The organism is Achromobacter sp. (assembly GCF_032102605.1).
Classification (GTDB): Bacteria; Pseudomonadota; Gammaproteobacteria; order Burkholderiales; family Burkholderiaceae_B; genus Achromobacter.
Map to the genome: position 1 here is coordinate 35,252 of NZ_DAMDGT010000010.1, position 12,707 is coordinate 47,958.

Sequence of the window (12,707 nt, forward strand, 5' to 3'; positions counted from 1 at the left end):
TGCGGCCAATTAAACACCATGTTTAATCGTCAGGTCAACACGGCGTGTATCAACAACACGTTTATCCCGGCAACAATCGCCCTATGAAGCAAATGCACGAACAGATGGCGAGGATCTACGAGGCCGCACGGGCCTCGGGGATGCTCATGAGCGGCCCGGAGCAAGCAAATCTGGCGCGCCTGTTGAACGTCGCCCAGCAGAACGTCAACAACTGGGAGCGCCGCGGCCCCTCGAAAGAAGGCATGCTGGCTGCCCAGAACGTCTTGGGAGTCAATGCCACCTGGGTGATGACAGGCGAAGGCGCAATGTTCACGACGTCCGCGCCCGCCAAGGCATTGGCCGAGCCGGAAGCGGCGAAGGCGCAGCCGTGGCCCTTCCGCACGATCCCTGAGGACCAGTTGCGGGCACTACCCGAGTCGCAGCTCAATGCGCTCGAGGGAGCCATTGCGCTCGCAATCGCTCAAATGAAGCTTGGGATACAGGTGTCACCGCGGCCGGCGCCGCCCGCCACGGTCATACCGATGCGCTCACACAAGCCCGGCGGTCTGGTTGACATGGACCATGCCGACGATCCCTTCCCGATGCGCATCGCGGGCTTGCCGCCGGCGCCCTGGGAAGGTGGCACAACGACATTCGAAGCAGAGCGCAACCCGAAGATCAGGATCAGCACTCAGACGGGCGTCACTGCAAACGCCGGGCCGGGTGAACCGCACGCCGCCAATGACAGATTCGAGAAGGTGCCAGAACTGGCCGAGGTGCGCCTGGCCGCCGGCGACGGCATCGAGAACCATAGCGAAGACCAGACCGGCATGATCCAATTCCGCCGCTCGTTCCTGAAGGCGGTCGGCGCCGATAACGGGAAGGCGCGCGTGGTGTATGCAAAAGGCGACAGCATGGAGCCAGTCATTCGAGACGGCGCCGCCCTACTCGTCGTTCCCAATGAGAACCTGACGCTGCAAGACGTGGCCACTGGCGGCGTCTACGCCATCAACTACGACGGCAAGATGCTGGTGAAAACCGTGGTCAGGGACAAGTTGACTGGGCGTTGGGTAGCGCGTTCGTTCAACCCGGCGTACTACGACATTCCGCTTGAGAACGGGACGCCCGTGCGCGTGCTCGGCCAAGTGGTCTGGGCGGGTGCGCGGCTGCGGGATGATGAGGCCGGCCAGTGGGCGCGCCAACGATAAGCCGCATTTTCTTTTCGTCAGGAAATCAGTCACCTCCGGGTGGCTTTTTCATTGGGCAACGTACAATCTGCGCACGATAACCGCACAGGGAGTGATAGAGGTGTCCACCTATAAGAATTCGATCCTCGGTTTGGCCGCAGCTGCCATGTTGGCTGCAACCTGGTCTTTCCCAGCCAGCGCCCAGGAGCGCCAAGTCAGCGAGTTCTCTGCTGGGAAGTCGCACAAGTACCAACTCTCCGTTCAGGAATACGCGGTTTTCAAGACGCTCCTCAACGACGAAGCGAAGAACTTCGCCAGCGGTTCGGACTCCCTGATTGGCGCCCGCATTGGAACGGTAAATGTGTCGAGCGCGTCACTTGCCAAGGCGTACAAGGCAAACGAGGTCGCCGCCGACAAGACCTACAAAGGCAAGCAGTTGTTGGTGTCTGGCAAGATCGAGCGGATCCATTCAGGAATCGGCGGTTCACCCTACTTTGTACTTGGCCCGGGAATGGATGCTCCTCAGGCCGCGATACGCAAAGACGCAGTCGACTACGCCGCGGCTGCTCAACGCGGCCAGGCGGTTCGATTGGTGTGCGTTGGGAACGGCGCCACTCTCGGAACTGCCATGCTGAAGGACTGCGCGCCGGCTGACGCGGTTGCCAAAGCTGAAGTTACCAAGCTCACGCGGCAGACCGACATACTCCTGAGCAACGCCCGCACCAACGCGTCTGCCGCGCAAGTCGTAGCCGCTGTGGTAGCAATCAGCGGCGCGCTCAAGCCATCCGAATGCACCAAGGAGGGCGACGCCTGCATGAAGGCGATTTCTCGTATCACAAGCGGGAAGGATTTCTCTCAGAAGCTCACCGAGGGGGTCGCCACCCTCAAGGCCGCAGGCATCGATATGCCAACCTAAGGCCTTCCCGTTTCAAACCCCTGCCCGCCTCAAGCGGGCTTTTTTTTGCCCAGAAATAAACATGGTGTTGACACAACAATTAAACATCGTGTTTAATTGATTCATCGCCTCATCACGCAGCAACGAGGCCCGCTCTTTAACAACCAGCAAGCCATGGAATACGCCTAAAGCCGAAAGGCCGGTAAGCGCAGGTGGCAATCCCCCACGCCTGAATGAATAGACCGGGGGCTATCACCGACACGCCTTGATCCCAAGTGGGGATCGCATAGGGCGTGCACGGGATTGAAGAGGCAGCGCCCCACCTGGAGCCGCGATGAGCGGGAGTAGCCAGGGGAGCGTTGCCCCAGATTTCATCTGAAGCCCCATTCACCGAGTGCTGGGCTTTTCATGAACCTGGAGGAATTGATGAAGAAGCTCCTAGTCCTGCTGCCGCTGGTCGCCATGCTCGCAGCTTGCGACGATGACGCCCGAGTCGCCAGCCGCAACCTGTCCAAGGCTGCGGACAACTTCGAAGTGAACCGCCGCATCGTTTTCTACAACGGCATCACCGACCAGTACATGCTGACCGTCGAGGGCCGATGTTCGATTGACACCAGTTCGACCGGCAAGACGCTGCACGTCATCTGCATGACCGGCCCCGGCGAATACAAGAAGCACTTTCTCGGTCTGTCCGACAACGTGACCTTCTTTGCCGAGCAGCTGGAAGCGGTCAAGGCCAGCGCCTATCACTACCGCGTCACCTTCAAGCCGCAGCAAATCATCCCGGATATCGACTTCCGCGGCAGCGGGAAAGCGCTGCAAGGCCTTGTGAAGTGACAGCCCGTCAGCCCGTTCATCGAGCGCCGGCTGACGAATGAATCCTCACCACCCGGTGAACGACTTGGGAGAACAGCAATGCCGAATTGGGTCACCAACAAGATCTGCACCAGCCCGGAAGTTATCAAGGCCATGGTCAACGCAGAGGGTCACGTGGACTTCTCCCTAGCCGCGCCGTTCCCCGGCGAGTTTCCGTGGGACACCATATCCCTGCGGGCCGAAGAAATGGCCGAAATCGTTGCTGGTGTTCCGCTCCATCAGAATCCTTTGATCGCATCGCTGGAAGCATCTAATCGTTCCAGGGCGAAGTTATCCGATCTGCACGACGAGGACTTTGAGCAGTTCATCCAAATGCTGCGCAACCACCGCAAATGCGGGTTCCTGAACCAGATGGATTTTGCCCGCGCCACGTGGGGCACCAAATGGAATGCGTGCGACAGCAGCGTCTCCGAGGACCAAAGCGAAGCATCTTTCGACACGGCCTGGAGCTGCCCCAAGCCGGTGTTCCAAGCCGTGTCGCAGCGCTTCCCGGACGCGGAGATCCGCGTCACCTACGCAGACGAGGACCTGGGCAGCAACTGCGGAACGTACACGCTGCGCGCGGGTGCAGTCGTGCAGTCCGACATTGCGCCGCCCTGGCGCGACATGACCGAGCAAGAGCAGCAGCGGTGGACCCGTTTCGCCCGGGAGGTAAAGGGCTGGACGGCTGACGAGAAAGACGAGTAACCCCCAACCTTCCCCGGCCGCCGGGGCCTGGAGACTTCCATGAACGAGAACCGCATCAAACGCCGCGCCGCGCGTATCGGCGCAGTTGGCCGGGAATACCTGCTGAACGTGTCGAAGCTGCGCGCCATGGTGCGCGACTACTCGCGGGACCGCCAGCCTGGGTACCGCGTGAACCCGGCGAACCGCCGCAGCGCCCAAGACGCGCTGTTCAAGGAGCGCCGGTTCTGGTTCGGCGACCGCTACAGCGCGCCGGTCAGCCCTGCCGCCCGCGCCGCGTTGCGCGTGGCCTGCGATGTGGGCACGGACTTCATGGCGCTGCGCGCGGCGCTGATCCCGGATTACTACGTCCGCCTGCTGGCGGCCCGCCGCATGCCCGCCGCGCCGCGCGCCGGTGTCATGGCTGCGGCCTATGAGAACGAGTCGAGGAACTGAGCCATGGGCGCCCTTCCCAATTTCCGAATTTCTCCCGCGCAGGAACTGCGCATGGACCTGGCCGGCGACGTGCGCGCCGCGCTGCGCGGCTGCATGCTCGAGGTCATCACCTACGCCGTAGCCGACCCCAACCGCACGCCCGTGGCACGCGCTGTGTACGAGGACAGCATCGGCGATCCCCACCTGGTCGAAGCCTTCGACGCGGTGGCCAAGGCCTATGCGGTGGGCGACACGTTCGGCCGGATCGGCGAGCTGTTCAGCAAGTTCATGGACGACGCCAGCGCGCACTACGTCGAGACGCTGGCCGAAGCGATCGAGGACCCCGAGCGCCAGCTTGACGTGTCCTTCGAACTGCCGGCGCGCCGCAAATGACCGCCGCCGCTCTTCTTGGCCTGTGCGCCGCCCTTTACCTGATCGGCCGTGCTGGCGATGCGCTGATGCGCGCGCACGCCCGCCGCGATTCCTGGAGCAAAGCATGACGACACATAGAACCGTTGCGGATCAGCTGCGCGAAGCCGCACAGCAAGTGCCCCGCATGTTCTGGGGCCGCAGCAACACGACTGTCCATATCCCGGAGACGGAAGACTGGGCTGGCAAGGATTTGTGCATCACCGGCCTGTCGCGGCCTGTTGGCAAGGCGTACGCCAGGCACATCGCGGCGGCAAGCCCGGCCAACGTGCTGAGCCTGCTGGACCAACGCGACGATCTGCTGACAGCTTTGGAGGCCTTGCTTGATATGGACGTTGCCTACCAGCGCGGGCCGCGCGTGCAAGAAGCGGTAGCTGTCGCACGCGTCGCCATCGCCAAGGCCAAGGGAGAGCAACCGAAGCTCAACGCTGGCCTGCCCCGCGCAGCATTCCCGCACATGAGCCCAGCCGAATATCTGGCTCAGCGCCTCCGCGAAGACGACGAGGATCTGCAGGACCTCATGGACCGTGACATGGGAGGCTGACATGAGAAACCAGATCCGCACCCACTGGGAAGGAATCGTCATGGCCCTGGCGATGACCATCGCCTTTTCCCTCGCCGGCCTGCTGGACGAGCCGGCTCCCACCCTCACCGCCTGCGAAGGCTGCGGCAAGACCGCAGTCGCCGCGAAGGACTGACATGACCGAAGCAACCCAACTTGCCGAGCTGCCGCCGGCGGAAACCGCCCTGGACGTCTATTCCAAGGCCGGCGGCCTGGATCCCTGGCTGGACAAGATCCGCGCGGAAGTCACCGGCCATGCGCCGGACCTGACGACCAAGAAAGGCCGCGACGCGATCGCCAGTCGGGCCCACAAGGTCGGCAAGGCCAAAGTCGCGCTGGACGATATCGGCAAGGAGTTGGTTGCCGAGCTGAAGGAAGTGCCCAAGAAGATCGACGCGGAGCGCAAGCGAATGCGGGATCTGCTGGATGCGTTGAAAGAAGAGGTCCGCGCGCCGCTCACCGCCTGGGAGCAAGCCGAAGATGAGCGCATCCAGCGACACAAGGACGCGATCGAGGGCATGGCCGGGCTGGCTGCCGACTGCGGCGAAACGGTCGAGTCCATTCGCGCCGCCATCGCGGCGGCCGAAGCGGTCGCCATCGGCCCGGAATGGGAAGAGTTCGAACCGGAAGCAGCGCGAACCAAAGACAAGGCGCTGGCCGGCCTGCGCAACCGTCTGGCCGCCCGCGAGAAGTACGACGCCAAGCAGGCCGAGCTGGCCCGCTTCCGCGCCGCCGAAGCAGCGCGCGAGCAGAAGGAGCGCGAAGAGCGCATCGCCCGCGAAGCCGCCGAGAAGGCCCAGCGGGAAGCCAACGAGCGGGCCCGGGCCGAGCGCGACGCCGCCGCGCGCCGTGAGGCTGATGCGCTGGCTGCCGCCGAGACGGCCCGCCTGAACGCCGAACTGGCCGACCAGCGTCGGATCGCGTCGGAACAACAGGCCGAGCTTGATCGCCAAGCCGCCGCCGCACGTGAGCGCGAGGCAGCCGCCCAGGCCGAGCAGCGCGCGAAAGAGGCCGCCGACCGGGCCGCCGCTGCCGAACGCCAGCGCATCGCTGACGAACAAGCCGCGGAGGCCGCTGAAGCCCAGCGCCGCGAAGCCGACATCGCCCACAAGACCAGCGTCAACCGCGCCGCCTTGGATGCGTTCGTCAAGGGCGCCATACCCGAGGACTGCGCCAAGAAGGTGATCACGCTGATCGCCAAGGGCCTGATCCCCAACATCCGCATCACCTACTGAGGACGCCATGAACGACGTTATCGAAGCGCCAGCCCGACAGGCTGGAATTGTCCCGCAGCAGGACGGCCGCAGTTCGGTGGCAGATGTCACGCGCCACGTGATCGCCGTGCAGGAAGTCATGCGCTCGGTGATGAAGCCGAACGTGCACTACGGCGCTATCCCGGGCGCCGGCGAGAAGCCCACGTTGCTGAAGCCCGGCGCCGAAGTGCTGTGCATGACCTTCCGCATCGCCGACGAGTACGAAATCGTGGACCTCTCCACGGCCGGCGCCGTCCGCTATCGCGTGAAGTGCATCGGCCGCCACCAGGCCACGGGCGTCGCTCTGGGGTCAGGTCTGGGCGAGGCGTCCACCGACGAAGAGAAGTATCGCTGGCGCAAGGCGGTCTGCGACGCGGAATTCGAAGGCACGCCGGCCGACATGAAGCGCACGAAGTATGGGCGCAAGTCGGGCGGCCATTACACCGTCCAGCAGATCCGAACCGAGCCGGCCGACCTCGCCAACACGGTGCTGAAGATGGCCTGCAAGCGCGCCAAGATCGCCATGGTCCTGAACGTCACCGCCGCCAGCGACATGTTCAGCCAGGACCTGGAAGACCTGGACGCCGAGCTGGTCCGGCACCTGGCCGAGGATGAGCGTGAAACGCACATGCAGGAAGTCCGCACCGAATGGGTCACCAAGGCACAGGCAGCGGCCAACGAAGACGAACTGCGCGCCACCATGAAGGCCGGCGTGAAGGTGTTCCAGGGCGCTCGCGACCAGGATGGATACAAGCTGTTCGCCGCGGCGGTGCAAAAGCGCGGCGCAGAAATCAAGCAACCTCAAGGAGATAGCAATGCGTGATATCAAATTTCGCTGCTCGAGCATCGGCAAGCTGATGGCCAACCCCACCGCCGCCGCAATCAAGGCCGGTGAGATCCTGTCGGTCGGCGCCAAGACCTATATCCGAGAACTGGCCCAGCAGAAAATCCTGGGCATCGACTTCGAATTCTCCAGCAAGGAAACCCAGAAGGGCCTGGAAGTCGAAGATCAGTCCATCGCCTTGCTGAACCGCGTCCGCGGCCTGTCCCTGGTGAAGAACGCCGAGCGCCGCACCAACGACTGGATCACCGGTGAATGCGACCTCTATGACGCCGGCGCCCGCCGCGGGCACGACCTGAAATCGTCGTGGTCCGCGAAGACGTTCCCGGGCTGGCTCGTCGACGCGATCGACAGCGGCTACGAATGGCAGATGCGCGGCTACATGATGCTGTGGGACGCCGACCAGTGGGAAGTGAACTATGCGCTGGTGGACACGCCCGAGCGTCTGATTGGCTTCGAGCCGATCCAGATGCACCTGGTGTCGCACATCCCGGAACACCAGCGCCTGACGTCCTGGATCATCGAGCGCGATTTCGACAAGGAACGCGAGATGGTCACCAAGGTCAAGGCCGCGCGCGAGTATTTCGCCGAGGTGATCCAGGACTTCGACCAGATCCACCCCCAATTGCTCAAGGAAGCCGCGTAATGGCCAGCGTCAACAAAATCATCCTGGTGGGGAATCTGGGGCGAGATCCCGAAGTGCGCTACAACCCCGACGGTGCCGCCATCTGCAATCTGTCCGTCGCCACCACGTCGTCCTGGAAGGACAAGGCGAGCGGCGAGAAGCGGGACGAAACTGAATGGCATCGAGTCGTCATGTACAGCCGCCTGGCGGAGATCGCCGGCGAGTACTTGAAGAAGGGCCGCTCGGTCTACATCGAAGGCCGCCTGAAGACGCGCAAGTGGCAAGACAAGGACACCGGCGCCGATCGCTACAGCACCGAAGTCATCGCGGACCAGATGCAGATGCTGGGCGGCCGCGATGAGGGCGGCGGCAGCGGCGGTTACGACGACGCACCGCGCCAGCAGCGCGCGCCGGCGCAACGTCCGGCGCCGCGGCGCAACGAGTACGCCGACCAGCGTAGCGGCTCCGCGCCTCAGCCGACGCCGGCTGCCAACCTGGCCGACATGGACGACGACATCCCGTTCTAGTTCCTACCTGTCGCTATTCAGGCCGGTAGCCCTCGGCCTTGCGGAGCCCGCGGATGGCTTCTTCAGCAACCACCTTCGCAGCGGACAAGGCCTGATCAAGGGTGGTGAAGGTTCCATCGAGCAGCCGGAACGACTGGTTCCCCGGCGTGATTCGGGTGACAAGCCCGCCATCACATTCTTGAACTTCCACGGTATAGGACCAGCCCTCGCTGGTGCCCCTGGCAACTACCTTCCATTCCTGTTCCATAAGCCTCTCCATTTTTTTTGGATTGGAAATCGTACCCCACCGCTGCGGAGTTGACATGACCGCCGACCCGACCGACAGCCCGGAGGACCGGGCCTTCCAGCGCCGCGTGCTGTGCATCGGCGCCCTGATCACCCTGGCCGCCGCCGGCATCGCGGCGTGCTTCCTGTACCCCTATTTCTCCGGAGCCTGAAATGTCTGATAAGAACGAATCCCGCGACTGGGAACTGACCTGCGACCACTGCGACGGCTCCGGCCATGTCTTTGTCGAGCGCCAGGTTGCCGAGCGCAAATCCGACGTGCAGGAGTTCAAGGAGGAATGCGAGGAATGCGAAGGGCGCGGCTTTCGGATCGCGTTTCAGGACATCCCTGGCATTGCCGATTACGTTAAGTGGCCAATTCCTGCACCTTCAACGCTCGCCAGACAAGCGCATGAGTATGGCAGCCCGGCCGACGTGGCGAGCCGCATTGAAAAGTTCCTCGCCGTGAATGTCCGCCAGGACTCCACCACCCTGCTCCTGTACGAAGCCATGAAGGCGCTGCGACGACCGCTGCCCGCCGCCCCTGGTTCCACTTCTTCAGCGCCTGGGGATGCGCAGGACGAGCGCCAGGACTGGATGGCATGTGAAATGCGCCGCCGCATTGTGACGGACAACCTGAAATTGAGCGCAGCGGAGATGCGCGCCAGAGAAAATCGCTGCCGTATCGCCTACACGCAAGACTACATGGGCGCTCCGATGCGCTGGCTCGCGGACGTCTACGCCGAAGCTGCGGCCGTGCTTGAGGCGAAGAATGCCGCCCTCGCCGCCCAGGTCCCGCACAAAGGAGATGCAGCATGAGGTTCTATGCACGAGTCTGGCCGCAGTCTGGCCTGGGTAGCCGCACTTTGGCCCCGGAGTTCGTTCAACGCTCGTCTGCAGATGATATCGACGAGGAGGAAGCCGAGGCATGCGCCGAAGACTACTTCCGCAATCATGACGGCTTCGAGGCGAACTGGCCGCTGACGTTCGCCATATTCGACGGGTTCACCGGCCCCGAGATTGGGCGATGGGAAGTAAATGTTGAATACGAGCCGTCGTTTGTTGCCGTCCAGGTCCCGCAGCAGGGAGAGGCGTGATGGACGTTGCCGTGTTGTTCGCCCGCCAGGACAGCACCTACAAAGCGCTGCCCGATGTGGACGTCTACGACATCGACCGTGACGCCCGGACGTTCCAGGGCGGCATGCCGATAGTCGCGCATCCTCCGTGCCGTGCGTGGGGTCGTCTGCGGGCCTTTGCCAATCCGCGCCCGGACGAAATGAACCTTGCGCGCCTGGCCGTGGCCCTTGTGCGCGAGTTCGGCGGCGTGTTGGAACACCCGGCAGGCAGCACTCTCTGGTCCGCCCAGATGCTGCCGCGCCCTGGCGGCGCCAGAGACCAGTACGGCGGCTGGACCTTCGCCGCACCGCAGATGTGGTGGGGCCATAAGGCCGAGAAAGCGACATGGTTCTACATCGTGGGCGTGGGGCCCTCGGATATGCCGCCTGTCCCTTTGGTACTGGGCGAAGCAACCCATGTCGTTCAGTCCCGCAAGCGCCAAGACTACCGCCCGCACATCACCAAGGCAGAGCGCGAGCATACCCCCCCCGAGCTGGCCGCGTGGCTGGTCGAGGTTGCGCGGCGCTGCCGCATTGAGAAAAGGATTGCAGCATGAACGAGAACAACGCCACGCAGCCCCTGCTGACGGGTGACGAAATGATCGCCTGCTTCAAGGATGCGATCCGGCGCGCCCGTGAGCAAGGTCTAACCGATGCCGGGCCACACGAATACGTTGCAGCTGGTGCCGTCGCCACGCTGTCCAAGCTGCGCGCCCCTGTAGCCGATGAGCGGGCCGCAGAGCAGACTGCGCCGGGCCGTCAATACCATCTTCTCAAGACCGACCCGAAAGTTTTTCAGGCGGTCCTGTCCGGCGCGAAGACCTTTGAAATCCGATTGAACGACCGAGGTTATGCCGTTGGCGACGTGCTGGGCCTGCGCGAAACGCGGTTCACGGGTGCGGAAATGCGTGCTGGCGCGCCGCTGGTGTACACCGGGCGCGAGTGCCAGCGGTTCGTCAGCCATGTACTGACGGGCTACGGGCTTGCGGATGGCTGGTGCTGCCTGTCGTTCGACCTGCCGCACGCTGGCGGGGCAAGCGCCCCTGTAGCCGGGGAGGCGCAGCCGGTGGCGTGGGCATTCAACACTCCATCCCGCCCCTACACGGTGTTCACCACTAAGCCCGATCAAGACAATCTGAGGCGCGACAAACTAATACCGCTCTATGCCGCGCCCCAGGCCAGCGAGGCGGTGCGCGATGCCGGAATAACGGCATCGGAAGACCACATTCGTCCAGACCTGGACCGAGGGGTTCCGGGCAGCTTCCAGGCCTTCACGCATTGGGTCACGAATCACCCGAACGACAAGATTTATGTTCACTCCGCGCACGAGGGGTTTCTCGCTGGCGCTGAATGGTGCCGTCAGCCGAGCGCCGCCCTGTCCGCGCAACCGGGAGCGCAGAAGGGCTGCAACTGCGCGACCTGCCGCCCGCATAGCGTGGAAATGCGCATGATCCTGTGCGGCATCTGCGGGGACAAGCGCTGCCCGCATGCGGCGGACCATCGGAACGAGTGCACCGGAACTGTCGCGCAGAAGAACGGCCCGTGGCAGCCGATCGACACGGCCCCTAAGGACGACGTGATCCTGCTGTTCGGCGGCCTGAAGAAGGACGGCAAGGTCTACGCGCCGCACGTAAACGTGGGCTACTGGACGGAGCAATTCGGCTGGACGTGCCTCGTTTACTCCCATCAGGAATTTGCCCACATCGAGCCGACGCACTGGATGCCGCGTCCGGAGTTCCCCAAGCAGCACAACGACGGAGGCGCGGATGCGTAATGTATCGCGCACACACCGCTCCTATGACTCATCAACGGAGCAACGCCGCAGTGAATGAAGCAATCCAGCGCCTGCTGGACACCACAAAGAAGCACTGGATACAGCCCGCCTAGCGCGGGCTTCGTTTTGGAGGCGATATGCTTTCTGTCCCTGAGGCCGCCCGACAACTGGGGGTCTCCCCCCGAACCGTCTACGATTTGGCCGCCCCGGGCGGCCCTATCCCCTGCCACCGCGTCGGGCGTCGAATCCTGTTCTCGCCCGAAGACCTATTCGAGTACCTGCAATCATGTCGATTTACCGAGACAAAGCGCGCGGTTGCCTCGTCTTTGAGTTCGACCGTCTCATTGAAGGGCAGCGGGTCCGCGCTCGAAAAGCTCTTCCAAAGTCATGGAGTAAAGCCCAAGCTGACGCCTACGACCGCCAAGAGTCGGCCCGCCTCTACGCGCTTGCAACTGGTGTCCAGCGCCCACAGTTCCTGATTGAAGACGCGGTTGCCGTCTACCTGAAGGAGCGCATTCCTGATCTGAAGTCCGGTGACACCATCGTCCGCGAGCTGGCCCAAATGATGTGGGCATACCAGGGCAAGCCTATGGGCTCGCTGCACGATGTATGCCGGGATTATGCAGAAAAGGCCTTAAACGAGCTCACCGGCGAGCCTCTGGCCCCCGCCACCAAGCGCAACCGGATCCGATACCTCACCAGCGCCTGCCGATGGGGGTGGAAGCGTCACGGGATGCACGACCGCGACCCGGCTGAGCGGGTGATAGCCCCTGAGGTCAGGAACGAGCGTAGGCACTTCGTCAACCGCGCTGAGATGCTGGCCATCGCCCGGGCCTGCAAGTGTCGGCGCGCCCGCGCTGCTATCCGCATTGCCTTCTACAGCGGAATGCGCCTGAGCGAAATCCTTGGGGCGCAGCGTCTGGATGGGATGTTTGTCCTGGCCGATACGAAGAACGGAGAACCAAGACACGTCCCGATGCACCCTAAGATCCGGGCGGCTGCCAAGGCCTCCCCGCGCAACAAGTGGAACGTGTCCAAGGAGTTCAAGGCTGCGGCGATCGCCGTAGGAATGGACCACCTACGCTTTCATGACCTGCGGCACAGCGCAGCCAGCGAGATGATCAATGCGAAGGTCGATCTGTACACCGTGGGCGCGGTGCTGGGCCACAAGTCGGCGGCGAGCACCAAACGCTACGCGCACCTAGCGACCGATGCCATCAAAACGGCGCTCGGCCAGATTGGCAAAAAATCCCCCACACAAAAGAAAACGCGGGTTGCATGA

Annotated in this window: 19 protein-coding genes and 1 pseudogene; 19 read left to right on the top strand and 1 reads right to left on the bottom strand. The window is 63.4% G+C overall.

Translation table 11 applies throughout. The features are described 5' to 3' along the window. Window positions 1-83: 83 nt before the first annotated feature. The 12 genes from RT614_RS21300 (at window position 84) to ssb (ending at window position 8,272) form a co-directional block, all read left to right on the top strand. Complete coding sequence (locus RT614_RS21300; protein WP_313624114.1) at window positions 84-1,187, top strand: S24 family peptidase; 1,104 nt, start codon at window positions 84-86, stop codon at window positions 1,185-1,187. A 100-nt stretch (window positions 1,188-1,287) separates the two neighbouring features. Beyond that, the gene (locus RT614_RS21305; RefSeq protein WP_313624115.1) at window positions 1,288-2,082 is read left to right on the top strand and encodes an OB-fold protein; all 795 of its coding nucleotides are present in this window, start codon (window positions 1,288-1,290) and stop codon (window positions 2,080-2,082) included. Window positions 2,083-2,487: 405 nt separating this feature from the next. Beyond that, complete coding sequence (locus RT614_RS21310) at window positions 2,488-2,898, top strand: hypothetical protein (RefSeq protein ID WP_313624116.1); 411 nt, start codon at window positions 2,488-2,490, stop codon at window positions 2,896-2,898. A gap of 78 nt (window positions 2,899-2,976) precedes the next feature. Next, a complete protein-coding gene (locus RT614_RS21315; protein WP_313624117.1) occupies window positions 2,977-3,624 on the top strand; it encodes a hypothetical protein in 648 nt (215 codons plus the stop codon). A 39-nt stretch (window positions 3,625-3,663) separates the two neighbouring features. Next, window positions 3,664-4,056, top strand: a complete 393-nt coding sequence (locus RT614_RS21320) for a hypothetical protein (protein ID WP_313624118.1) — start codon at window positions 3,664-3,666, stop codon at window positions 4,054-4,056. A gap of 3 nt (window positions 4,057-4,059) precedes the next feature. Continuing rightward, window positions 4,060-4,428: a hypothetical protein gene (locus RT614_RS21325; protein ID WP_313624119.1), complete on the top strand. Its 369-nt coding sequence runs from the start codon at window positions 4,060-4,062 to the stop codon at window positions 4,426-4,428. A gap of 103 nt (window positions 4,429-4,531) precedes the next feature. After that, window positions 4,532-5,008: a hypothetical protein gene (locus RT614_RS21330; RefSeq protein ID WP_313624120.1), complete on the top strand. Its 477-nt coding sequence runs from the start codon at window positions 4,532-4,534 to the stop codon at window positions 5,006-5,008. 1 nt (window position 5,009) lies between these two features. Next, window positions 5,010-5,162 (top strand): hypothetical protein, encoded by a 153-nt coding sequence (locus tag RT614_RS21335; RefSeq protein ID WP_313624121.1) that lies wholly within the window; start codon window positions 5,010-5,012, stop codon window positions 5,160-5,162. Window position 5,163: 1 nt separating this feature from the next. Continuing rightward, window positions 5,164-6,261 (top strand): hypothetical protein, encoded by a 1,098-nt coding sequence (locus tag RT614_RS21340; RefSeq protein WP_313624122.1) that lies wholly within the window; start codon window positions 5,164-5,166, stop codon window positions 6,259-6,261. Window positions 6,262-6,268: 7 nt separating this feature from the next. Next, complete coding sequence (locus tag RT614_RS21345; protein WP_313624123.1) at window positions 6,269-7,102, top strand: hypothetical protein; 834 nt, start codon at window positions 6,269-6,271, stop codon at window positions 7,100-7,102. Further along, window positions 7,095-7,766 carry a hypothetical protein gene (locus tag RT614_RS21350; RefSeq protein WP_313624124.1) on the top strand — a complete coding sequence of 224 codons (672 nt, stop codon included), beginning with the start codon at window positions 7,095-7,097 and terminating at the stop codon, window positions 7,764-7,766. Before RT614_RS21345 ends, RT614_RS21350 begins: the two co-directional genes overlap by 8 nt. Further along, window positions 7,766-8,272 carry a single-stranded DNA-binding protein gene (ssb, locus tag RT614_RS21355; RefSeq protein ID WP_313624125.1) on the top strand — a complete coding sequence of 169 codons (507 nt, stop codon included), beginning with the start codon at window positions 7,766-7,768 and terminating at the stop codon, window positions 8,270-8,272. Before RT614_RS21350 ends, ssb begins: the two co-directional genes overlap by 1 nt. 13 nt (window positions 8,273-8,285) lie before the next feature. Here the strand turns inward: ssb and RT614_RS21360 are convergent, their stop codons facing one another. Next, the gene (locus tag RT614_RS21360; protein ID WP_313624126.1) at window positions 8,286-8,519 is read right to left on the bottom strand and encodes a hypothetical protein; all 234 of its coding nucleotides are present in this window, start codon (window positions 8,517-8,519) and stop codon (window positions 8,286-8,288) included. A 55-nt stretch (window positions 8,520-8,574) separates the two neighbouring features. On the opposite strand from RT614_RS21360, the gene RT614_RS21365 reads away from it, so the two are divergent. The 7 genes and pseudogenes from RT614_RS21365 to RT614_RS21390 all read left to right on the top strand — a co-directional run bounded on the left by RT614_RS21365 (window position 8,575) and on the right by RT614_RS21390 (window position 12,707). After that, window positions 8,575-8,709, top strand: a complete 135-nt coding sequence (locus RT614_RS21365) for a hypothetical protein (protein WP_313624127.1) — start codon at window positions 8,575-8,577, stop codon at window positions 8,707-8,709. A gap of 1 nt (window position 8,710) precedes the next feature. Then, window positions 8,711-9,355: a hypothetical protein gene (locus RT614_RS21370; RefSeq protein WP_313624129.1), complete on the top strand. Its 645-nt coding sequence runs from the start codon at window positions 8,711-8,713 to the stop codon at window positions 9,353-9,355. Further along, the gene (locus RT614_RS21375; protein ID WP_313624130.1) at window positions 9,352-9,633 is read left to right on the top strand and encodes a hypothetical protein; all 282 of its coding nucleotides are present in this window, start codon (window positions 9,352-9,354) and stop codon (window positions 9,631-9,633) included. The genes RT614_RS21370 and RT614_RS21375 overlap by 4 nt, the downstream gene beginning before the upstream one ends. Further along, window positions 9,633-10,208 carry a hypothetical protein gene (locus RT614_RS21380; protein WP_313624131.1) on the top strand — a complete coding sequence of 192 codons (576 nt, stop codon included), beginning with the start codon at window positions 9,633-9,635 and terminating at the stop codon, window positions 10,206-10,208. The genes RT614_RS21375 and RT614_RS21380 overlap by 1 nt, the downstream gene beginning before the upstream one ends. Further along, complete coding sequence (locus RT614_RS21385) at window positions 10,205-11,425, top strand: DUF3850 domain-containing protein (RefSeq protein WP_313624132.1); 1,221 nt, start codon at window positions 10,205-10,207, stop codon at window positions 11,423-11,425. The genes RT614_RS21380 and RT614_RS21385 overlap by 4 nt, the downstream gene beginning before the upstream one ends. A gap of 137 nt (window positions 11,426-11,562) precedes the next feature. Beyond that, window positions 11,563-11,697, top strand: a pseudogene (locus tag RT614_RS29110) (helix-turn-helix domain-containing protein); the annotation flags it as partial. A 14-nt stretch (window positions 11,698-11,711) separates the two neighbouring features. Next, the gene (locus RT614_RS21390) at window positions 11,712-12,707 is read left to right on the top strand and encodes a site-specific integrase (RefSeq protein ID WP_313624133.1); all 996 of its coding nucleotides are present in this window, start codon (window positions 11,712-11,714) and stop codon (window positions 12,705-12,707) included.